Below are 23,589 nucleotides of genomic sequence, written 5' to 3' on the forward strand. Positions count from 1 at the left end.
TTTGAGTAATACTGCTTTCATTTTTCAGCAACCTATCGTTTTACCATTTTAAGGCTAAAGAGTGACCATTACCTACGTCGACACCTGTAAACTACCCACCCCTTATGGCACCTTTACTATGCACGGCTTTGCCGATAACGTTAGCAATAAAGAGCACGTAGTGCTCACGATTGGCGATGTAGCAACGCCAGAGCCCGTGCTAGCGCGCATCCATTCCGAGTGCCTCACTGGAGACTCGCTGTTTAGTTTACGCTGTGATTGCGGCGCACAATTGCAATCTGCCATGCAAAAAATTGCCGCACAAGGCCGTGGCGCCCTTTTCTATCTTCGCCAAGAAGGCCGAGGCATTGGCCTGCTCAATAAAGTCAAAGCCTATCATTTACAAGACCAAGGGATGGACACCGTGCAAGCGAACGAAAAACTCGGTTTTGCCGCTGATATGCGTGACTACAGTATTCTAAAACCGATGGTTGAGCACCTTGGAATTCAAGCCGTTAAGCTCATGACCAACAACCCGCGCAAAATAGCCGCCATGAAAGAAATAGGCCTCACTATCACCGAGCGACTAGAGCACGATCCAGGCCGCAACGTCCATAACGCCCACTACTTGGCCACCAAAAAAGGCAAGCTTGGGCACTTATTTGACGAATAAAATATCACTCAGAGCCGCCATTAAACCCTCGCAACATCGACCGATACATTTAAAATTGGGTTTTCACCACCACCAAAAATGACCCCTTTTAAAGGTGTAACATCAAAGTAATCACGCCCCCAAGCCGTTAAAATGTGTTGCTCAGCCGCAATACTATTGTTAGTAGGATCAAACTCTACCCAGCCTTGACCGGGGCAAAAGGCCGAAACCCAAGCGTGGCTAGCATCCGTACCCACGAGTTTTTCTTGCCCAGGCGGTGGCAGAGTCTCGATATACCCAGAAATATATTTAGCCGGTATACCCAGTGCCCTTAAGCACGCAATTTGTAAATGTGCAAAGTCTTGGCAAACTCCTTTTTTACTATTGAGCACAACATCGAGTGGAGTAGCAATGGTTGTGCTCGCCGGTGAGTATTCAAATTCTGTAAATATTTTTTGGGTGAGATCCATAACGGCTTGCAGCAAAGGCTTATTTGGCGTAAATAATGGCTCGGCATAGGCGCGTAACTCGGGTTGAATTTTAATCATAGGGGAATCTAATAAAAACTCGCGGGCCATTAAAAGTTCAGCGTCGTGGGTATACTGTAAAAGCTGCCACGCTTCGGCGCAGGTCACGCTTGCCTCTAATTTATCGTCATAAAATTGCTTGCGGGTCTCCACTTTACTTGTCGCCGTCAGCACAAGTTTTTTGTGGCTGCGCTGAATTTCAAAATGATAAGCACGATTACCAAAATAATCATCACGCATCGACTTAAAAGCTGCTGCTGGCTCTAGAGTAATATCACTACTGATGCACTTTTGCCGATGGCTTGTACGGGGAATAATATGCGCTAAATTATAACAGTGCGATACAGGAGCGTTATAAAGATACTCTGTGATATGGCAAATACGATAAAGCACCGCTATTCTCCTACGCCATGGCTAACTAACTGCTGCGAGCTGGCCTTGTGATCAAAATATTTATTACTCACGTAAGCGCTAACATCACCCATGAGTGCGGTTAATTGTTTTAATTGCTTTTTGAGTATCTTACGGTGGCCATTTTCACGCGTGCTCAAATCTTTAAGCAAGGTTAATTTAATCAGCGTTTTAGCCTCTAAGGCGGCACGCTCCTCTAACGCCAGCTCATGCCGGGTTTCAGGTATTTTAGGCAAACGTGCCAAGTGCTTGTTCAGCTCATCTAATTGAAACATTAAAGAGCGCGGATTACTGGTATCTAACATAACTAAGTCGAGGCTCGACTGCACCCCCATACGCGCACGATAGCGCCTGCGATAACTGATTAAGTTTTCGAGTGTTAATAATAACGCTTGAATTAACGTACTTTGATCGTGCTCACTCACCTCAACCACTAATAAGTTTTCGATGATCGCGGCGGTTTGCACTGTGCGCTCTAGCCGCCGACCTATCTGCATAAAGCGCCAGCCTACTCCACGCAGCATACTTTCCTGGGCTAACCCCGACAGCGCAATTAACGCTGTGACTAGCGGGTCCAGCGCTTCTTCGGGTGCAGCAGCCAGACCACCGGCTAAATCATCATCCAAGGCATGTAACGCATCGCGAATATCATTGGTTACACGTAGTGTGTCACTCGATAAAAGCTCTTTCGATTCATCGGCGCAATACAGTAATGCATTTAAATTAGAGCGTACGCTCCCCATGCGCTGGCCGTCGGCTACCGCTGCGATGAGCTCCTCGCCGGGATCATTTAATAGGCTGTCTTTTGCATCCTTAAAGCCCGGCAACATCGATGTCGTTTCGGTAATGCACAATAATAATTGCCTGCGGCACACCTCGCTAACTGGCTCTTCGCCATTTAATAATACAAAAACTGTACGCAATAAACGCAGCAACGCCTCGGCCCGCTCGGCATAGCGCCCCATCCAAAATAAATTCTCAACCACTCGACTCGGCAAGCTAATAAGCTCAGCCTCACGCATCGGTGTAGGTGACTCGCCCAATAAAGCCGTATTAACGCGCTCAGGCTCACTCGCAATCACCCACGTATCTTTACTATAAGCGCCTGCCTGATTAGAAATGGCAAATGTGTTTTCGGCCGTCCCTATACGCGTTAAGCCGCCGGGCATAGCGGTGTAAGACGTTCCACTGGCAACATTGAAGGTACGCAATATAGAGGGCCTAGGCACCAAAGTGCCATCGATATAACTGGGTAAATGCATCGCACAGATCGGAGGCTGCGCGACATACAGTTCGGGCTTGGCTTTGACTTTGGCCACAAACAATTCACGCGCTTTCTGGCTAAGCTCGCGTACCAACACACTGTTTTGTGAGTCGCCGCGATAAATAGGCTTAACAACCCAGTCATCAAAACTGTGTATCACTTTATTATAGTCATGATCATCTCCCAGCCAATAACTGGGCACGCTGGGCAACCGTAGCTTACGCCCCAATAACGCTTCGCTAATAACCGGTAAAAATTTAATAAAGATGGGGTTTTCTAATACGCCGCTCCCCAATGGGTTGGCAATCACCACTCGTCCGTTACGTACAACCTCTAGTAAGTTAGGCACACCTAATTGCGAATCTCCACGCAGCTCTACGGGGTCGCAAAAGCTATCGTCGACTCGACGTAGAATCACATCTACACGACTTAAGCCGTCGAGCGACTTCATCCATACATGGCCATTACGCACGACCAAGTCGCCACTTTGTACTAAATGGAAACCCAAATAGTTTGCCAAGTAAGCATGCTCAAAGTATGCCTCATTGTGCGTGCCGGGTGTGAGTACAACAATGCGCGGTTGATCTTGTGTGGTACATAAACCCGTTAGTTTTGTGCGTAATTTTTGAAAAAACTGCGCCAAACGATGCACATGGCTATCCCTAAAGAGGCTCGGTAAAACACGTGACATCACCGTGCGGTTTTCGAGTGCATAACCGGCTCCGCTAGGTGATTGTGTACGATCAGTTAAAACCTGTAATTCCCCAGTGTGACTACGAATTAAATCCACCGAATGCAATAGCAACTGGTGCTCACCCGGTACGCTAATCCCTTGGCATGGCCGCAAAAAACCACGGTGCAAAAATAATGCTTCAGGCGGAATCACACCCGTGCGAATCAAATGGCGCGGACCATAAATATCTTTTAGAAATAAATTAAAAAGTTCAGAGCGCTCAAGTAAACCGGCTTCAATAGCACCCCAGCTTTGGCTGGTAATCAGCGAAGGGGTTAAATCCAATTTCCAGTCGTGATTGGGGGCATTTTGCTCGCTATAAATATTGTACGTTGCACCATCATCGCGCAAAATACGCTGTGCTTTTATTTGCCGATCAGCCAAGCCTTTAGCGCCGAGCGCCTGCAAACTTTCTAGTAGATATTGCCAATGTACCTTCGCCGTCCCTTGGGCATCAAAAGCCTCATCTTGCACGCCTGGGCGCGGAGCATACGTAAATTCAACCACAGTTCAACCTTATTGGTAAGCATCAGCCTAACGCGTGAGCCATTACACCCACTTGCTTACGGCATCTATTAAGTTGGATATTGCTGCGTATCTTAAAAGAATCATGATCGCCAGCTGTCATTTATCAGCATTTATTGTCGCACGTTTACACTAAAAGGCGACTAACGCTTAAGCGCTATTGTCATGGGTCATCCATTCTATCTTTAGACTCTAAAATGAATCTTTCGACACCTTTAAAATACACTAAAATAAAAAATCCGTGCTTACTAAGCTAAGCACGGATTCATCAAAGCATTCAATATTAACCACTAACCCAATGTTTTAGCTGCACGCCGTAAGTCCAGCGTATAAGGATACTCGCTAAGTGGTTCCTCGGGTGGTGGGCCCATCGGTCGCAATGGCACCTCGCGAGGGAAAAACTCACGCACAGCATTGGTTTCGGGAGGGACTGTAAACACACCTTGGCTATGACTAAGGTCATCATAGCGATTTACCCGACGCGACTCAGCCTCGAAGGCATTAATAGGATACGCATTATAACTTAGCCCGCCAGGGTGGCTAACATGATATGTACAACCACCGATTGAACGGCCCGTCCAAGTATCAATTAAATCGAAGGTTAAAGGCGTATGAACACCAATGGTCGGGTGCAACGCCGAAGGTGGTGCCCAGGCACGATAACGCACTCCAGCAATCGCCTCGCCATGCTTGCCTGTCGCATGTAAAGGTACCCGACGGCCGTTACATGCCAGTACATAGCGACTATCAGTTAAGCCCGACACCCGAACTTGCAAACGCTCTACCGATGAATCGACATAACGGGCAGTACCAAAACTACCCACCTCTTCACCAAGTACGTGCCAAGGCTCAATCGCCCAACGTAATTCAAGCTCAATATCATCCAGCTTCACACGGCCATAATGCGGAAAACGAAACTCTTCGAAAGGCAAAAGCCACTGCGCCTTAAAAGGATAACCGTGGCGTGTTAAGTCATCGCATACCTCTTGGATATCACGCCAAATAAAATGCGGCAACATAAATTTATCGTGTAATGCCGTACCCCAACGCACCAAAGGCTTTTTATAAGGCTCTTGCCAAAAGCGGGCCACCAACGCACGAATCAATAGAGCTTGCACTAAACTCATGCGGCTATGTGGCGGCATTTCAAAGCCTCGAAACTCTAAAATTCCCTGCCTACCGCTAGCACTGCCTGGCGCATATAGCTTATCAATACAAAATTCAGCACGGTGAGTATTGCCTGTAATATCAATTAATAAGTTACGCATTAAACGGTCAACTAACCACGGTTGATCCGCTAAGCCCTCTGGCATTTGCTCAAAGGCAATTTCCATTTCATACAACATTTCATCACGGCCCTCATCAGCGCGTGGCGCTTGGCTGGTTGGGCCAATAAATGTTCCTGAAAACAAGTACGATAAACTTGGGTGGTGCTGCCAAAATGTAACAAAGCTGCGCAATAAATCGGGGCGGCGTAGCATGGGGCTATCGGCCGGCGTTTTACCACCAAGTGTCATATGGTTACCGCCGCCAGTACCCGTATGACGGCCATCAAGCATAAACTTTTCAGCCGCAAGGCGTGACTCACGTGCTGCGGCATAAAGCTCTGTGGTATTACTGACAAGCTCTTGCCAATGACTGGCTGGATGAATATTTACCTCGATTACCCCAGGGTCTGGCGTAATCAAAAACTTTTGCATCCGCGCGTCTTTGGGTGGCTCATACCCTTCAATAATAATAGGTGTTTCTTGCTGCTCAGCCACGCGCTCTAATGCACTAACTATTTCAAGGTAATCCTCTAAAGCGTAAACAGGTGGTAAAAACACATGAACTTTGCCTGCGCGCGCTTCAATACACAAAGCCGTACGAATCACCTCAGCCCCCGAGCGACTTTGCTTTTTAGCTGCAGGCGAGCCAAGTGCAGGGCCAAAACCCGGCACATCATGATTGGCATAAGCTGACGGCACACTCTCATGCACCACTCGCTGCCCTTGATGGTCGATCGGCTCATCAAACGGGTCGCGCTCGGGCGTGTAGTCACTATCACTCGGTGCTGGCAAGTCGCCCAACGGTAAGCGCAAACCCATCGGCGAGTCTCCTGGGATCAACACTAAACGCTCACGCCTAAATTGCCAACGGCTAGAGCACCAGGCACTGTTAGTCATATCTCGCTCAATAGGTAAAACAAAACCTGTAGGCGTATCAAAGCCCTGCTCGAGTACACGCGCTAAACGTTTGCGCTCAAGGCTAGCTTTAGCATCAGCGATTAAAGCATCTACATTTTTGGGTAAGCGCTGCTCTTGCAATAAATAATGTAAGCCATCTTCATACGCTGGGTGCACAAAGCGTTTTTCGATTCCGAGTGTGGCGGCTAATTGATCACTGAACTTGCGTGCCGTATTGGCATTATGGCCATAATTTTTATCGACACGTGCTAATAGCTCAGGCTTATGCCAAACAGGTTCACCGTCTTTACGCCAAAACACACCCAACGCCCAACGCGGTACCTCTTCGCCGGGATACCACTTACCTTGGCCGTAATGCAACATCGCATTAGGCGCAAAAGTATCGCGCAAGCGTAGCAATAACGTTTTAGCTAACCGCAATTTATCGCTGCCTAGCGCCTCGGTATTCCACTGGGCACTCTCCATATCATCGATAGAAACAAAAGTCGGTTCACCACCCATGGTTAAACGAACATCCAAAGCCTCTAAATCTTTATCAACTGCATCCCCTAACGCTAAAATGTCTTGCCATTGATCGTCGGTATACGGTTTAGTCACACGCGGGTCTTCGTGAAAGCGCGTTACTTCATTACTGTAATCAAACACTACCTCACATTTGTCCATCGCCCCTTCAATAGGTGCCGCCGAGCTCGGATCGGGAGTGCACGCTAATGGAATATGACCCTCACCGGCAAACAAGCCCGATGTCGGATCGAGGCCCACCCAGCCTGCACCCGGTAAAAATACTTCACACCACGCATGTAAATCAGTAAAGTCTTTTTCAGCACCCGAAGGGCCGTCTAATGACTTTTCATCGGGGGCAAGCTGCACCAAATAACCAGAAGCAAAGCGTGCTGCCAGACCTAGGTGCCGTAATACCTGCACCATTAGCCAAGCCGAGTCACGACAAGAGCCTTTTGCCAGTGTTAGAGTCTCTTCTGGTGTTTGTACACCGGGCTCCATCCGAATGGCATATTCCACGGCATGTTGAATCACTTGATTGACATCCACCAAAAAATCGATGGTGCGGCGTTTTTCTAAAGATATGCCAGCTACTAAATCATTAAAGGCCGTGGCGCACTCTTTTTCTTCTAGCTTTTCAAGATAAGGCGTCAACTCTTTCATTAGCTGCTTAGAGTATTTAAAAGGAAACTCTTCGGCATAGTCATCTAAAAAGAAATCAAATGGATTGATCACCACCATATCGGCAAGCACTTCAACCTCAACCGATAGCTCTTTGGTTTTTTCGGGAAACACTATACTCGCCAAAAAATTCCCGAAGGCATCTTGCTGCCAATTAATAAAGTGATTTTCTGGTTTTATCTTTAAACTATAACTATGAATTGGCGTACGGCAATGCGGCCCAGGGCGCAAGCGTATAGTATGTTTCGATAAATTAACCAAGCGATCAAATTTATAATGAGTGTTATGATTCAGAGCAACACGGATAGTCATAAATACCCCAGCTTTTGCCTTATAGCATGCGCTTTTAAAAGAGTGTAAAAAACATTAATCCCATACTGGGAACCAAGTTTCACTGATTTTTTTATGTAAATCGATAATATGCAATTGCAGCTCATTAAGGTCATCACGCAGCGGTTGCCCTAATGATTCCGGCTCATAGTCATCAACAATATCCGCTTTGATAGCGTCTAAATACTCTGTTAAGTTCTCTGAATTCGGCAGCTGCTCGCAAGCACTAATCAGCGCATTCAAACAATATTCAATTGATTTAGGGAAATACTGATTGGTCACCAAATAACCGACTACATCATACCCTTTAATGGCTTGCCGTGTAGCGCGTCGGTAACTGTGGTCGGCATTTAGCGAACGCAGTAGATTGAGCCAAATAATTTGATGCGTATTCACAGCTTCATCAATATCTTGCGCCTCCATAATACCGGCCATGGCGGCATCAATATTGCGCGACGTCATATCGGCACGCTCTAAATTGCGCCCGATACGTAAAAACGTCCAAGCCGCATCATGAGGCATATCGCTATACAATGTTCCCAAAATTTGCTGGCAACCGCAGATAATATTACTCAAAAATTCATGTCGCTTTCCCCGATTAATACCTTGCTGAATATTGTCCTTAACATAGCGATTAAGCTCGTTAATGGCATACCATACATCGGATGGTATGACATCGCGTGTTGTTCGTATATTTTCACGCGTAGCTTTTAACGATGAGACAATAGAAGAATAATTACTCTCATCGCCAATTAAAAATTTAATCACGTTGCGCTCATCTTGCACCGCATAACGCTCACTAAAATCTTTTTGCAAACTATTAATGGTAATCAGGTTATACCAACTCAATTGCACCGTACGCGGCAAATCAAATAATAATTTATCGTAAATACTGATTAAGCGTGCGGTACTTTCAATACGCTCTAAATAACGCGCAGTCCAATAAACACGCTCTGCCACTTTAGATAACATAACTATGCGCCTCCTTGACTGCTTTGGCTTTGATTACTCGCCTTTGAGGGGCTGGCTTTAACTGTCTTTTTGGCGCTGATTTTTTTAGCAGTACTGGCTTTATCAGCATCGGTATCCACAATCCACGTATCTTTACTGCCCCCACCTTGTGAAGAATTCACCACGAGCGAGCCTTTTTTCATTGCGACACGAGTCAACCCACCGGTTGTGACATATGTGTCTTTACCTTGTAAAATAAACGGCCGTAAGTCGAGGTGACGCGGCTCAGGTGTGTGCTTGCCAATTAAGGTCGGTGCCGTTGATAAGTCGAGTGTAGGCTGAGCAATATAATTTCGCGGGTTAGCCTTGATTAAAGCGGCAAACGTTTCGCGTTCTTTTTTAGTTGAGTGCGGCCCCACCAGCATGCCATAACCACCCGATTCATTCGCAGGCTTAACCACTAACTTATCAAGGTTATTCAGTACATAATTGCGCTCGCTATCTTTGTAGCACAAAAAGGTTTCAACATTGGGGATAATTGGATCTTGATCTAAATAATACTTAATCACTTGCGGAACATAAGCATAGACCACCTTATCATCAGCCACTCCCGCACCTGGCGCGTTAGCCAGCGCAACTTTACCGGCGCGCCATGCGCGCATTAAACCTGGCACACCTAATATAGAGTCTTTATGAAATACCTCGGGATCTAAAAACAAATCATCAATACGGCGATAAATAACATCTACCTGCTCAAGGCCATCAATGTTTTTCATATATACACAATCATCATCACCCACCACCAAATCACTGCCTTCAACCAGCTCGGCACCCATTTGCTGCGCCAAAAAAGCGTGCTCGAAATAAGCGGAATTAAAAATACCTGGGGTTAATACAGCAATAATAGGTTGCTTTTCTTTACGCGGAGACAGCGCACTTAAGGTATCAAACAAGCGCGCAGGGTAATCACCAATAGGGGCAATATCCACTTGCTCAAAAACCTCGGGGAATACACGCTTCATGATAGAGCGATTCTCAAGCATGTAAGACACACCTGATGGGACACGCAAGTTATCTTCTAGTACATACAGTTCACCATCACCCGCACGCACCAAATCTGTGCCACAAACATGCGCCCACACACCATAAGCGGGCGAAACGCCTTCACACTCTTTGCGATAGTTAACCGATTGCTTTAAAACAAATTCGGGGATAATACCATCTTTGATAATCTTCTGATCATGGTACAAATCATCAATAAACATATTCAATGCTTGCAAACGTTGCGCTAAGCCTTGCTCAGCAATATCCCACTGCTTTTTAGCAATCACACGCGGGATAATATCCAATGGCCATGCACGGTCAATATTGCCTTCATCGGTATATACCGTAAAACTCACACCCATTGCCTGAATGGTGGCGTCAGCAGCCATACGGCGTGCAGCAATATCCTCAGGTGTTAAACTTTTTAAATATGACACTAATTTTTTTGCCGGTAGACGGGCATTACCCCGCGCGCTCATCAGCTCATCATAAAAGCCGCTTGAGTCATACTCTTTCCAATATTGCTGCATCGTTTCACGCTCGTTAAAAGCCCGCCTAAACAGAGTTACTCATACCCTATTGCTTAAGCTGTTTGCTTGTTTGAATCTTAAATTATTAAACCCGGCATACGCTCGGCACTTTTACAACTGATATGCTCTACATCACTTGATATACTATTCGATGTATTTAGCCACTGTTAAGGAATACTGTATGCCCTTGTGCTATACCCCACCCAAATTACCGCTATACAACAGTCAACAAAAAGTGATTGACTACCCTGTACGCCGAATTATCTGCATCGGCCGTAACTATGCTGACCATGCAAAAGAGATGGAGCAAAAATTCCCTGTCGATACTCAACCACAGAACAGCTTACTCAAGGAGGCACCGCCGTTCTTTTTTTATAAACCGCTAACAGCTTTGGTGCCACCTTGTGGCAATACACCCCCCGATTCTGGCACAACAAGCCCCATTGAATGGCGACTACCAACATACAGTCAAAACGTTCACTATGAAACAGAAATTTGCATAGCTATTGGAGGTAAATTAACACTCAATAATTTAGATCAAATAGAGGATTTAGACAACGCCATTATCGGTGCTGGAATAGCGTTAGATATGACATGTAGAGACATTCAACAAACCGCTAAAAAGGGTGGCCGACCTTGGGCGGCAGCTAAAGGGTTTGATTATTCAGCACCCTGCTCGGCACTGATGGCATGCGACTGGGAAAGCCTGCAAAAAACACCCGCTTTTTTATTGCACAAAAATAATGCACCCGTTCAACACGGCAACCTCAACAATATGATTTGGCCCATTCCAGCACTGCTGGCCGAACTCAGTCGCTTTACCCAGCTTGATGTAGGCGATCTGATACTCACCGGCACACCTGCTGGCGTAGGATCTGTCACAAAAGGCGACCACCTAAAAGCCCAGCTCATCAATACCGCTTGCCAGCTTGAGCTCAACATCGTATAAATTGAGTATCCTTTAGGCTTTTAATGCCACCTTACTAGATCAACATACGTAGTTTTACCCATATTAATCAGGGCTTTAGTACCTTAATATAGTCGCAAGATTTCACAAAAAATCGAGTCAGGGTTAAATAAAGCCGCAACAAACACGTGCTAGGGAAGCCGGGTCACACCAACTTATGCGCAAGGTTCAATCTCGGATGAACAGATAAAGACAAGGATGTTATTATCTTTTCGTGTTATCTACCAGCAACCTCTCAACTCTTCACCAGCAACATCCTATACTGTATTTACCCATTCTTTAACATCAAATACGGAGCCACCGATAATAAGGCAGCGCACCGATAAGAGAGTGCTCTATAATAATGACTTTTTTATGGCAGCCTCTATGTCTTTGAGTAAAACCCAAAAACGCACCGACAACAATATTCGTCTAGCCCTCACACACGTTTGCGAACAAAGCCTTAAAGATATTGCAGGCTTTGAATGGTTGACCCATCAAGTCGACTACACTCACTTTCCGGGTAGTTTATTTATCACCTGCGTATTTAGTTATCAACAAGCACAACAAAATGCTATCGTTCAAGGTAACGACAAAAAGCTGCAAAAATTAATTGTCGCTAAGTTATTTGCCATAGGCATTAAATTGTCTAGCATTAAGCAGCAAGTCATACTCGATAACGAAGAGGCCTGTATGCTCGAACACAACGGCGATTGGAAGCTACGCTTGGCAAGTCGCAAAGGCCGCACTGTAGCACGCAATCGACCGTAAATTGGTATGATTCACTATCGGTATTAAGCACTCAAGGCAGCTAGGCTTATCCACTGCGCCTACTATTCTACGCAAAGTATCCCATAGGAAGCTCCATGTACCTATCCATTGCACTCATTGCCGGCTGCACTTTACTTTATGGTTGTCTAGCTGGCCGCATTGAAAAATCTTGGCTCAGCGGACCATTACTCTTTTTAGTTGCTGGGTATTTGCTCGGTGAGCATGGCATCGGGCTTTTGGTGATTGATGCAAGCTTAGAGTCGATCAGAATGATTGCTGAACTCACTCTTGCTATTGTGCTATTTAATGATGCGACAGGTATTGGCTTACGGCTTTTAAAGCATCGCCCTCAAATACCCATTCGTACATTATTGTTAGGCCTTCCTTTAACCTTGCTATTCGGCAGCCTAATCGCCAAAGTTATATTCCCGCAGCTATCCCTTATAGAAGCGGCCCTTCTTGGTATTATTTTAGCGCCTACCGATGCAGCGCTAGGCTTGGCTGTCATTAAAAACCCCATAGTTCCACAAGATATCAGCCGTGGGCTCAATGCCGAAAGCGGTTTAAATGATGGTATCTGCGTGCCTTTTTTAGTGGTGTGCTTAGCGCTCGTCAACGGCCATACCAACGATGGCAATATCGGGCTTTTTGCGTTTAAGGCTTTTTTATCAGAAATCGGCATTGGCGCCATTGTCGGCGCGCTAAGCTCTGCACTCGGCTGGTTGCTTTGTCGCCATGCCATTAAACAGCAATGGATTCCCGAACGCTGGCTTACTGTGCCCACCATGTCTATTGCCTTAATGGCTTTTAGCCTTGCACAAGCGCTTGGTGGCAGTGGTTTTATTGCGGCGTTTTGTGGAGGCTTATTATTTGGCGAGCGCATACAAGGCGCTTATACCGCAGAAATGGAAGAATCAACTATCAACGGGGAAATGCTATCACTATTAACCTGGTTGATTTTTGGCGCCTTGACGATGAATATACTCACTGATACCACATGGCGACAAGTGGCCTATGGCATTCTGAGCTTAACGGTTATTCGGATGGTGCCGGTCATCATTAGCCTAGCGGGTACCTCGCTGAATTTTAAACAAAAAGTATTTATTGGCTGGTTTGGCCCGCGTGGTTTAGCCAGTGTTGTTTTTGCCATCATGGTATTCGAGCAACAATTGCCCAACAGCCAAGTCATTCTCAATATTGCCACTGTCACTATTTTGTTGAGTGTTTTACTGCATGGCATCAGCGCTTACCCCGCCAGCCAGTGGCTAGCAACCAACAAGGCAACCCGCTAAACAGTGGACTCGCAAGGCAAAGCATTACGTTCATGTCTCGATCTTCGCCAAACATGCTGCTTGATGCATCAGAATTTGAGCTGGGTCAGTTTCAGTCATGTGAGCTTGTAGCCTCGCTCAACGCTCACGCCACCTCGCACACTGAGCGCAACCATTTGGCCAAGCCTTGCGTATTAGTTAGAATGCCCCACGTTAATCAGCAATCCAATCATAGGCCACCAAAGCCCATCACCAAAAGCGACGCACACCATGAGCACTACGCTGTTTGATTTAACCCTTTTAAACCCCGCTAGCCCACAACGCCTAGGCGATAAGATTCAGTGGGGTAATGCAACAGGTACTGCCGGTGCCATGGCCATTGCTGAGCTGGCATGCGATCTCACACACAGCAGTGTCGTCATTGCGCCAACGATGAGCGAAGCCGACCGACTAGAACAAGATTTAGCCACGCTACTTAAGGGCGTTAAAAACGCACCTCAAATTGTGCATTTTTCGGACTGGGAAACACTCCCTTACGATACCTTTTCGCCGCATCAGGATATTATCTCGGCCCGCATGCGTACGCTTTACCAATTGGCACTCGATGAACGCTGCTTAATTGTGGTGACCGCTGCAACACTAATGCAACGCATTGCGCCATCCGATTACATTTTAGGTAACAGTCTTGTTGTCGGTAAAGGCGACACCCTCGATATAGAAAAGCTGCAAAATGCTCTACTTTGTGCCGGCTACAACAAAGTGGACTCCGTTTTTCAGCATGGTGAATTTGCTTTGCGCGGCGCTTTAATTGATATTTACCCTATGGGAGCCGATGATGCCTATCGCATAGAGCTTTTTGATAACGAAGTTGATACTTTGCGCACCTTTGATCCAGAAAGCCAGCGCACGATTCATCAAGTAGAACGAGTAGAATTTCTACCGGCCAAAGAGTGCCCACTAGACAGCAAAGCGATTAGCCTATTTAAAAGCCAATGGCATGATGCTTTTGATGTGGACCATCGCGCCTGCCCCATTTATCGCGATGTGTGTGATGGTTACCCGCCCGCAGGCGTAGAATATTACCTGCCGCTCTTTTTTGAAAAAACCGAAAGCTTGCTAGATTACCTCCCCAGAGAAGCCACCTTATTTGTGACTGGCGACTTAGAGCAGTCGGTCGAAAGCTTTTGGCGCGAAGCCAGCACTCGCTATAACAGCCGCAGTGGCGACCGCTTAAACCCTGTACTGCCACCGCATCACGTTTTCTTGCCGGTGAATGAGCTCTATCAACAACTAAAAGTATTTAGCCGCGTGACGCTGCTTAGCCACATGCTTGAAGCCAAAACCGGTAATAGCAACCTACCCGTTACACCACTGCCTTCATTAGCCATTGATGATCGCGCACAAGAACCTTTAAATGCACTCAATAATTTTTTAATGAGCTTCAAAGGCCGCTTATTATTTGCGGTAGAGTCTAACGGCCGCCGAGAAATATTATTGGAGCAATTTAAAAATATTAAACTAACACCCCCCGAAGTTATCAGTACCGCAGCATTTTTACATTCAACACACAAAAACGGTATTACCCTAGGTAACTGGGAGCAAGGCATTTTACTGGATAATGGGACTTTGGCCATTATTCCTGAGGCGGCTTTATTTGGTCAGCGTGTTAAGCAAGCACGTAGGCGCAAAAAAAATACCACCGATCAAGACTCTATTATTAAAAACCTAACCGAGTTAAAAGTCGGTGCGCCCGTCGTACACATTGATCACGGTGTAGGCCGCTATCGAGGGCTAGAAGCCATTGAAGTAGACGGCAGCTGCGATGAGTTTTTATTACTAGAGTATGCCCATGAAGCTAAGCTGTATGTGCCGGTCAGTAATTTACATGTAATTAGCCGCTACAGCGGTGGTGAAGAGCACGCACCACTGCACCGCCTAGGCACCGAACAATGGCGTGCAGCTAAGCGTAAAGCTGCTGAGCAAGTGCGCGATGTGGCCGCCGAATTATTAGTCGTTTACGCCAAGCGCCAAGCGCGACAAGGCTTTCAGTTTAGCAACCCCAAAGAGGCACTACGCCAATTTGCAGCCAGCTTCCCTTTTGAAGAAACACCCGATCAAGAGCAAGCGATTAACGCTGTACGGACTGATATGTTAGGCCCTCAGCCCATGGACCGGCTCGTCTGTGGCGATGTGGGTTTTGGTAAAACCGAAGTTGCTATGCGCGCGGCCTTTATTGCCGTACAAAATAGCAAGCAAGTGGCCATCTTAGTGCCCACAACATTACTGGCACAACAGCATTATGAAAATTTTAAAGACCGATTTGCTGACTGGCCTGTGAATGTCGATGTTTTATCGCGCTTCAAAAGCGGTAAACAAACTACCGAGACACAAAAGCGCATTGCCGCCGGTAACGTAGATATTATCATTGGTACACATAAATTACTCAGCCCCGACATGCAGCTCCCTAATCTCGGTTTATTGATTATTGATGAAGAGCATCGCTTTGGTGTCAGGCAAAAAGAAGCGATTAAAGCGCTGCGTGCCGAAGTAGATATTCTTACCATGACAGCCACTCCAATCCCTAGAACACTCAATATGGCCATGAACGGGATTCGTGATTTATCCATTATTGCCACGCCACCGGCTAAACGTTTATCAGTCAAAACCTTTGTACGTCAAACCGATCCCAATGTTATCAAAGAAGCCATTTTGCGCGAGGTATTACGCGGTGGCCAAGTATATTATTTGCATAATGAAGTCAGCACAATCGAAAAAACCGCACGCGATTTAGCCGAGTTAATCCCCGAGGCCAAAGTTGATATTGGCCATGGCCAAATGCGCGAACGCGAACTCGAAGGCGTAATGGGTGATTTTTATCACAAGCGCTTTAATGTCTTAGTGGCCACCACTATTATTGAGACGGGTATCGATGTACCCAATGCCAATACCATTATTATTGATCGCGCCGATAAATTTGGTTTAGCGCAATTGCATCAACTACGTGGCCGCGTGGGGCGCTCACACCACCAAGCCTATGCATACTTATTAACACCGCCACCAAAAACGCTAACCTCTGACGCACAAAAACGCTTAACGGCCATTGAAGAGGCGCAAGATTTAGGCGCCGGCTTTACACTGGCCTCACATGATTTAGAAATTCGTGGTGCTGGTGAATTGCTCGGCGACGATCAAAGCGGACAAATTCAAGCCATTGGTTTTTCGCTGTATATGGATATGCTAGAGCGCGCGGTTAAAGCCATTCAAAATGGAGAAGAAATAGACTTAGAAAAAGCCGAACAAACGGGCTGTGATATTAACTTGCGCATACCCGCTTTGATTCCTGATGATTATTTGCCCGATGTTAATAATCGGCTTATTTTGTATAAACGTATTGCCAGCGCACAAAACCAAGAGGATATTGATGCCTTGCAAATTGAAATGATCGACCGCTTTGGGTTACTACCTGAACCGGTTAAGCACTTATTTAGGATTAGTGAATTTAAGCTCGCCGCCAATAAACTGGGCATTGTCAAAATCGAAGCCTCTAGCGTGAGCGGTAAAGTAGAGTTTAATGAGAAGCCCAATGTCGACCCGCTGACTATTATTCAGCTAGTGCAAAAACAACCTCAAACTTACAAACTCGAGGGCGCGAATAAACTCAAATTTATCGATGACATGCCCAACGCGCAAGATCGGATAGCACGCGTTGCCAGTATGCTACAAACGTTAAGCCCATAAGGGTGACAGGCTGAGTCGCTTTGAATACCTACAGACAACTTTAAGTACCTACAGACAAGTGGCCCGCGCTTTAACCACTAGAAGCACAACCTTGATCGCTTATTTTACAGGCAGGAAATAATCATGACAGCCAGTTTTAAAAAAAGATTCTATAACATCGCCCACACAATGCTGCTAGCAGGTGGACTCATCGTCAGTGCATGGATGCAAAGTGCATGGGCCCAAAACCAGCAAGCACTTCAGCCTTATCACATTGAAGTTGTTATTTTTGAGCGCACCAATGCAGCTTACAATGCGCCTGAGCACTGGCCAGAAAATGTTGTGCTGACCTACCCACCCAACTACCGAGTAATACACACCCCCGCAGAAAGCACCGAGCTCACAACTCAGCCTTCTCAGCAGCTAGCGGGCAATGCACACCGGGAGCACTCGCGTCCCAATACCCAAAACCCCGAAACCATTGCCGAGCGTATTGTGCTAGAGCGCCCCAAAAGCACTTACCTACTGACCAATGCCGCGCGTGCGATCAACCGCAAAAGTTCAATGCGCGTTTTGTTTCATAAAGCTTGGCAGCAAACCCTTATAGCGCCTAAACAATCGCCCGCTATTATTATTAACGGCGGCGATAGTTTTGATGGGCGCACCGAGCTTGGCGGCAGTATTCGCTTTAGCCTCAATAAATTTATTCATGTGGACTCGCAGCTCTGGCTGGCGCGCTTTACGCCTAATTACGGCCAAGAACTTAACTGGCCCATTCCCCCGATTGCGCCCACAGCACTCAATACACAAGCTCGCGCCAACTACAATATGACCGTTAAACAAGACACACAAGATTACGGTATTAATACACAAGCGGTAACCTCGACCTTCAATAACACTGAGGCCATTAACAATAGCGATACTTTTAAAAATACCGATGCTTTAAATCGTTACGGCAGCAAAAGCTACACCGGTACCATTGGCTTACAACAACCTTTAAGCTTTAGCCAAGATACCCCGCAACTCAACAATCTTACTGACGAAGTCGTTACACTGATTCAGTCGCGTCGTATGCGCAGCCAAGAAATGCACTACATTGATCACCCTCGCCTTGGCATTTTAATTAAAGTAGTTGCCATCCCCTTTAGTGAAGCGCAATAACACTAAAAAGCCGATATAAAAAAACCGACAATGCCGAGTCGGTTTTTTTATATCGGCTAACAATAAAGTCACTCAATGGGGCATTGAGAGGCTAGACGTTCATGAGCTACACGCTATGCAAGCACAAACGACACATTCCAACACCCACTCTCACAATCAGTGCCCATAAGCTATGCTTATAAGCAGGCCACATCATCAGCTTGTAAACCTTTGTCACCTTCGAGCAACTCAAATTCTACCTCTTGGCCTTCAGCCAATGAGCGGTAGCCTTCGCCACGGATGTTGCGGTAGTGTACAAAAATATCATCCGTCGTTTCACCACGGGTGATAAAGCCATATCCACGGGCATTGTTAAACCATTTGACAGTGCCTAATTCGCGAGCTGACATAATAAGAACCTCTTTACTGTATTATTTAAATCCTAAAACTTCATTACAAAGAATGGACTCCAACCTCTAAAGCTCTCATACATTGCTCTAGAAGATGTATTGAAAGTAAGGTAATTTGTAATGAGTGTCTACTGTGCACAACTGCGCTTTGTAGGCTTAAATGCCAAAATGCAAAGAAATATCAATTTTTGTGAAACAGATTAAATGACCTGCGCTCAAGTGCTTACTTTTACAGCAAACAAACGTTTTAAAAGCAGACTCAAAACACTAAGAATGACGACCAATCAAGTCAAACGTAAGCGCACAAACTTCTCAACTACAATGATAGGCTAAAACAGGTGTTTGACTCTGTGGCAAAAGCCCCTAAGATGCACTCTTCAGTGATGCACCACCGTTGTTTAAAGGACAGTACCCGTGTCAATTCGCGTAATTATTGGTAGACTTTTACCATCGCTAGCTCTTCAAAAGCTCACCCTAAGCCATTGTGCTAACCCACCCACCAAGCTCTTTTTGTCTATTAAAAGGCGCGCACTTCAGGCGCTTCTTGCCTCTTTGGGTGCAGGCTCAGTCGATGCACTCGCAAGCCCATGGATAGACGCTGGCAATGCTCGCGCTCGACACCATATCCAGTTTTTAGTCGACTCAGGTGCGATGAATATCCCCACAAGTACCTGGCCACTAGCTTGGACTAGCGTCAAGCAAGGGCTTGATCGCATTCGCTCTTCTGGACTCACTAAAGCACAAGCTTGGTCTTTTAATTACTTGCAACATGAACTTCAGTTAGTTATGGACGGTGCCTACACGCAATCGCGTTCACGCCTTAGTGGCGGCCCTCAAGTGCTCGAGGGTTTCGAGTCCACATCACGCGAAGCTAAAGAATTCCAAACCGGCATTACCTATACCGGTAATACCTTTGCCATGAAAATCACTGGCACGTTTGTTGATGACCCTTCGGACGGCAAACGCGGACGTATTGATGGTAGCTATTTGGCACTCTTGCTAGGTAACTGGGCCACTGGTGTCGGTGCAATTGACCAATGGTGGGGCCCCGGCTGGCATAGCAGCATGATTTTATCGACCAATGCGCGCCCTGCACCAGGTTTTTTTGTTAAGCGCAACCGTACAGATGCCTTCGAAACCCCCTTGCTCAGCTGGCTTGGCGAGTGGCAATTCACGACCTTCGTCAACCAATTACAAGATAAAACAGGCCTTATCGAAAAACCTTTGTTATGGGGCGCAAGGCTCAGTGCTACCCCGCTGCAAGGACTAGAAATTGCCTTATCGCGCACTGCCATGTGGGCAGGTGATGACGACACCGAGAGCACCCAGGCCCTACAAGACGTATTGCTTGGTAATAACGAAACGTTTCGCAGCAACAGTAGCCACCTTAAGCAAAGCAACCAAATCGGCGGCTTTGATGTGCGCTACGGTTTTGCTGTAGGATCAACCTTGATGGCGTTTTACGGCCAAGTGACAGGCGAAAGTGGCGATAACGGCTTGCCTTCGAGTAATATTGCCATGGGCGGATTAGAGTTTTCACGCATGCTATTTAACAGCCACCACCGCATTGCCTTTGAAGGTAGCAATAGCATTGTCTCGTTTTACCAAGACAATGCACTCTATAATAGCGCCTATGAACACGGCACCTACGAAACCGGCTACCGCCACCTAGGCCGCCCAATAGGCGCCAGTAGTGATGGGGATAGCGAAGTGATTAGCCTCGCCGGTCAGCACTACTTTGAAAATGGCCATCAATTGACTTGGCGCTTGGCACATGCCGACCTTAACCGCGACGGCACCGAGCGCTCAGCGCCAGGCGGTGGCGCTTTTGGGCCCACGCGCACAAAAGTTGATAATACTCAGATACAATACCGCCTTCCGCTGAATAACCGGCTCATGCTTGAAGTTGGCGGCAGCCATCTGAGTAACAGCGTTATCCTCAATGGTAAAGATGTGAAAACCACTCTACATATTTCGCTCTTTCACCACTGGTAAGCAACACCGTTAAACGACAAGCTGAAACACACGGTTAATCAGTCACAGCGTGCCAGCCCATTGGACGCATAACAATTTTGCATCCAATAGGCTAACTGTCACTCAGCGCGATAGTTAGCCCACTCTGTATTTTAGGTAAGCCCTGTATTGAAAACTTAGCTTGTATTGAAAACTTAGCCTGTATTGAAAACTTAGCTGGTATTAAAAATTAGCTAGCCCAAACCCTAGACCCAGCCCCAAATAAGCGGCCTGACACCGCAAACGACTGCCCTATGAAATCACTAACACAAAAAATAACAACCGCTCTACACAAGCATTGGCTGCATCACAGCCGCACCCTAAAAGCCACCACCTGCACATTGGCTACGCTCACGGCATTGGGTAGCTTTGCCACTGTGCCCGCCCATGCACAAACGCCCTCCGCGGCGCAAATGGCTCAATTCAAAGCCATGCCACCGGCACAACAAAAAGCACTGGCAAAGTCGATGGGTATTGATATTGCCGACTTGACAGGAGGCACACAAGCACCTGCCGACGAGCCCAATCTCAGCGAAAAACCCACCGATGACACCAACGAAGACAACGAGCTCTTAGATGTCGATACCGACATAGAGATGGACGAAGACGAGCTCAAAGAAGAAGAGGAAAAACTGCCTGTTTTTGGTTTGAGTTTATTCAAAGAAGGTGCTGACCTCTTTAGGCCCCCTGCTAATATCCCGGTGCCCGCCAATTATGTGCTCGGACCAGAAGACACGATTGTTATCCAGCTTTACGGCAAAGAGAACGCCACACACCCTTTAACCGTTAATCGCGAAGGCCAAATCCAGCTACCTAATATTGGCCCGATTACTGTTGCCGGTATGACCTTTGCCAAAATGCAAGAGCTCATTAATGTGACCGTCGCCGAGCGCATGGTCGGCGTGAAAGCTTCGACGACTATCGGCTCACTGCGTACCATTCGCGTGTTTGTACTCGGTGAAGTTGAACACCCTGGCTCTTTTAGTGTGGGCTCGCTATCAACCATGACCAATGCCATTTTTGCCAGTGGCGGTATTACGGAGGTGGGGTCTTTGCGCAATATCCAGCTCAAGCGTGCCGGTCAATTACTTGGCACTATGGATTTATACGATCTTTTATTAGCCGGTGATACATCTGGCGACCAACGCTTATTACCGGGTGACGTTATTTTTATTCCACCGGCACACAATACCGTCGAGATTTCTGGCGGAGTTAACCGCCCAGCACGCTACGAGCTTAAAAACAATAAAACACTGGCGGCCTTGATCAAAATGGCTGGCGGCCTGAGCAATACCTCACATGCAGCAAAAGTCATGATTACCCGCGTGAATAAAACCGGCGAGCGCAGCCTCGTCAATACTGACTACACGCAAGCCGCTGGCAAAAGCTTTAAGTTACACGATGGCGACCAAGTGATCATAGGCGATGCCCTTGAGCACATCGACAACAAAATCATGATTCATGGTAGCGCCAAGCGCCCAGGGCAATATTCATGGCGCCCAGGTATTCGCTTTACCGATATTATTGCCAACCCCTACCAAGTCATACCCGGGACCGATATCGATATTGCATTACTGCAAAGCATGTCGCCCGAAACAGGTCGTATCGAAACGCGCGTTTTCTCACCGTCGGCTGCGTGGGTCAAGCCTTACACCGATCTCGATCCTGTACTTAACGGCTATGATGAAATTTATTTGTTTGATCTCACCTCTGACCGCCCAGCCATGCTCGAAAAAACCATTGAGCTATTACAGCAGCAGGCCCGCTTCAAAGAGCGTGAGCAGCTTGTGTATATTACCGGTAGCGTAAAGTTTCCCGGCACCTACCCGCTCACAACCAATATGAGCACACAAGAACTGATTGAACTAGCCGGCGGCTTAACCGAAAGCGCTTATGGCTCTAATGGTGAAATCACACGCTACGAGATCTCAGATGAGCTCCAGCGTATTGTTATGCATGTTAACGTCAACCTGCAAGACGAACCCCGTCAACTCGCCCCCGGCGATACACTCAATATTAAACAAGTCCCTCTATGGAAAAAACGCGAAACCATCACCGTTGACGGTGAAGTGATGTTTCCTGGGGTATACACTATTTTACCCGGCGAAACCCTCATGGACGTACTCACTCGTGCCGGCGGCCTTACACCTTACGCCTATCCTGTAGGCGCGGTGTTTTCGCGTGAAGAGCTACGTAATCTCGAACAACAGCGCCTCGACGAGCTGCGCAGCAAACTCGAGGCCGATATTGCCATTGGCAATACCGATGTGGGTGTCGGCAAAAAAGACCTTGAAAATGATGAAGCCGAAAAGCTACTCGAAAAGATCGAAGATACCCGCCCATTGGGCCGCATGGTTATCGATCTGCCCATTATTCTTGATGATCCAGCCTCGAATGACTTCCCATTAGAAGACGGCGATGAGCTCATCATTCCTCGCTATAAGCCTTCGGTGACCGTGATTGGTGAAGTGCAGTACCCAACCTCACACTTTTACAACAAAAAGCTTAACGCGGGTGAATACATTAAACGCTCCGGTGGTACCAAAAAGCACGCCGACACCGACCGTATTTACATTGTTAAAGCCAACGGCCGCGTCATTGAACCTTCGCGCTCTAAGTGGTTTAAAGTCAAAACCGAAGGCATTGAGCCTGGCGATACCATCGTCATACCACTTGATACCGACCGTGTTGATGGTTTAGAGATTTGGTCTAAAACCACTCAAATCCTTTACCAAGCCGCTCTGGGTGCAGCCGCGGTGGGCAGTCTATAGCGCCAAGCCACATCACAGCGCGTATACGCAAAAGGGCCAATGTTGATTCATTGGCCCTTTTTTTATTTTAGTGTGCAATTGGGGCTTGCGCACTTTTGCGCTTCGCATTAGAATGCGCACCCTCTGTAGGACCGTAGCTCAGCTGGTTAGAGCACCACCTTGACATGGTGGGGGTCGGCGGTTCGAGTCCGCCCGGTCCTACCACTTATTTAAACATAAACGTTGATAAGTGAACG

General features: G+C 46.9%; 14 protein-coding genes and 1 tRNA gene. 9 read left to right on the plus strand and 6 right to left on the minus strand.

The genetic code is table 11. The features are described 5' to 3' along the window. Nucleotides 1–61 precede the first annotated feature (61 nt). On the plus strand, nucleotides 62–652 hold the full coding sequence (gene ribA / locus AC438_RS02010; protein ID WP_053979614.1) for a GTP cyclohydrolase II: 591 nt from the start codon (nucleotides 62–64) through the stop codon (nucleotides 650–652). 20 nt (nucleotides 653–672) lie between these two features. On the opposite strand, the gene AC438_RS02015 is transcribed toward ribA, so the two are convergent. From AC438_RS02015 to AC438_RS02035, 5 genes are all read right to left on the minus strand, one after another. After that, nucleotides 673–1,551, minus strand: coding sequence for a transglutaminase family protein (locus AC438_RS02015; RefSeq protein ID WP_053979615.1), 879 nt, complete (start codon nucleotides 1,549–1,551; stop codon nucleotides 673–675). Nucleotides 1,552–1,553: 2 nt separating this feature from the next. Beyond that, entirely contained in the window at nucleotides 1,554–4,073 is a 2,520-nt protein-coding gene (locus AC438_RS02020; RefSeq protein WP_053979616.1) for a circularly permuted type 2 ATP-grasp protein, read from the minus strand. Nucleotides 4,074–4,381: 308 nt separating this feature from the next. After that, nucleotides 4,382–7,771: a transglutaminase family protein gene (locus AC438_RS02025; protein ID WP_053979617.1), complete on the minus strand. Its 3,390-nt coding sequence runs from the start codon at nucleotides 7,769–7,771 to the stop codon at nucleotides 4,382–4,384. 54 nt (nucleotides 7,772–7,825) lie between these two features. Then, nucleotides 7,826–8,761, minus strand: coding sequence for an alpha-E domain-containing protein (locus AC438_RS02030; protein ID WP_053979618.1), 936 nt, complete (start codon nucleotides 8,759–8,761; stop codon nucleotides 7,826–7,828). A 2-nt stretch (nucleotides 8,762–8,763) separates the two neighbouring features. Next, nucleotides 8,764–10,314, minus strand: a complete 1,551-nt coding sequence (locus AC438_RS02035) for a circularly permuted type 2 ATP-grasp protein (protein WP_082353890.1) — start codon at nucleotides 10,312–10,314, stop codon at nucleotides 8,764–8,766. 181 nt (nucleotides 10,315–10,495) lie between these two features. Here AC438_RS02035 and AC438_RS02040 point away from each other — a divergent pair, with 181 nt between their 5' ends. The 5 genes from AC438_RS02040 to AC438_RS02065 all read left to right on the plus strand — a co-directional run bounded on the left by AC438_RS02040 (nucleotide 10,496) and on the right by AC438_RS02065 (nucleotide 18,180). After that, nucleotides 10,496–11,263, plus strand: coding sequence for a fumarylacetoacetate hydrolase family protein (locus AC438_RS02040; protein ID WP_053979619.1), 768 nt, complete (start codon nucleotides 10,496–10,498; stop codon nucleotides 11,261–11,263). Between the two features lie 384 nt (nucleotides 11,264–11,647). Further along, a complete protein-coding gene (locus AC438_RS02045) occupies nucleotides 11,648–12,031 on the plus strand; it encodes a hypothetical protein (protein ID WP_053979691.1) in 384 nt (127 codons plus the stop codon). Between the two features lie 95 nt (nucleotides 12,032–12,126). Then, complete coding sequence (locus AC438_RS02050; RefSeq protein WP_053979620.1) at nucleotides 12,127–13,323, plus strand: cation:proton antiporter; 1,197 nt, start codon at nucleotides 12,127–12,129, stop codon at nucleotides 13,321–13,323. A 249-nt stretch (nucleotides 13,324–13,572) separates the two neighbouring features. Beyond that, on the plus strand, nucleotides 13,573–17,040 hold the full coding sequence (mfd, locus tag AC438_RS02060; RefSeq protein WP_053979622.1) for a transcription-repair coupling factor: 3,468 nt from the start codon (nucleotides 13,573–13,575) through the stop codon (nucleotides 17,038–17,040). Between the two features lie 123 nt (nucleotides 17,041–17,163). Next, nucleotides 17,164–18,180, plus strand: coding sequence for a CsiV family protein (locus AC438_RS02065; protein WP_053979623.1), 1,017 nt, complete (start codon nucleotides 17,164–17,166; stop codon nucleotides 18,178–18,180). A gap of 176 nt (nucleotides 18,181–18,356) precedes the next feature. On the opposite strand, the gene AC438_RS02070 is transcribed toward AC438_RS02065, so the two are convergent. Further along, nucleotides 18,357–18,569 (minus strand): cold-shock protein, encoded by a 213-nt coding sequence (locus AC438_RS02070; protein WP_053979624.1) that lies wholly within the window; start codon nucleotides 18,567–18,569, stop codon nucleotides 18,357–18,359. Nucleotides 18,570–18,983: 414 nt separating this feature from the next. On the opposite strand from AC438_RS02070, the gene AC438_RS02075 reads away from it, so the two are divergent. The 3 genes from AC438_RS02075 (at nucleotide 18,984) to AC438_RS02085 (ending at nucleotide 23,557) form a co-directional block, all read left to right on the plus strand. Beyond that, the gene (locus AC438_RS02075) at nucleotides 18,984–20,564 is read left to right on the plus strand and encodes a capsule assembly Wzi family protein (protein ID WP_053979625.1); all 1,581 of its coding nucleotides are present in this window, start codon (nucleotides 18,984–18,986) and stop codon (nucleotides 20,562–20,564) included. Nucleotides 20,565–20,836: 272 nt separating this feature from the next. After that, nucleotides 20,837–23,353 (plus strand): SLBB domain-containing protein, encoded by a 2,517-nt coding sequence (locus AC438_RS02080; RefSeq protein ID WP_082353891.1) that lies wholly within the window; start codon nucleotides 20,837–20,839, stop codon nucleotides 23,351–23,353. A 127-nt stretch (nucleotides 23,354–23,480) separates the two neighbouring features. Further along, a tRNA-Val gene (locus AC438_RS02085) sits at nucleotides 23,481–23,557 on the plus strand. Nucleotides 23,558–23,589 lie beyond the last annotated feature (32 nt).

This window comes from Marinagarivorans algicola, from assembly GCF_001292705.1.
GTDB lineage: Bacteria > Pseudomonadota > Gammaproteobacteria > Pseudomonadales > Cellvibrionaceae > Marinagarivorans > Marinagarivorans algicola.

What these genes read in the sequence shown, in the direction of transcription:
- AC438_RS02025 (WP_053979617.1), bottom strand. Translation starts at nt 7,771, where the DNA reads ATGACTATCCGTGTTGCTCTGAATCATAACACTCATTATAAATTTGAT.
- AC438_RS02030 (WP_053979618.1), bottom strand. Translation starts at nt 8,761, where the DNA reads ATGTTATCTAAAGTGGCAGAGCGTGTTTATTGGACTGCGCGTTATTTA.
- AC438_RS02035 (WP_082353890.1), bottom strand. Translation starts at nt 10,314, where the DNA reads ATGCAGCAATATTGGAAAGAGTATGACTCAAGCGGCTTTTATGATGAG.
- AC438_RS02040 (WP_053979619.1), top strand. Translation starts at nt 10,496, where the DNA reads ATGCCCTTGTGCTATACCCCACCCAAATTACCGCTATACAACAGTCAA.
- AC438_RS02045 (WP_053979691.1), top strand. Translation starts at nt 11,648, where the DNA reads ATGTCTTTGAGTAAAACCCAAAAACGCACCGACAACAATATTCGTCTA.
- AC438_RS02050 (WP_053979620.1), top strand. Translation starts at nt 12,127, where the DNA reads ATGTACCTATCCATTGCACTCATTGCCGGCTGCACTTTACTTTATGGT.
- mfd (WP_053979622.1), top strand. Translation starts at nt 13,573, where the DNA reads ATGAGCACTACGCTGTTTGATTTAACCCTTTTAAACCCCGCTAGCCCA.
- AC438_RS02065 (WP_053979623.1), top strand. Translation starts at nt 17,164, where the DNA reads ATGACAGCCAGTTTTAAAAAAAGATTCTATAACATCGCCCACACAATG.
- AC438_RS02070 (WP_053979624.1), bottom strand. Translation starts at nt 18,569, where the DNA reads ATGTCAGCTCGCGAATTAGGCACTGTCAAATGGTTTAACAATGCCCGT.
- AC438_RS02080 (WP_082353891.1), top strand. Translation starts at nt 20,837, where the DNA reads ATGAAATCACTAACACAAAAAATAACAACCGCTCTACACAAGCATTGG.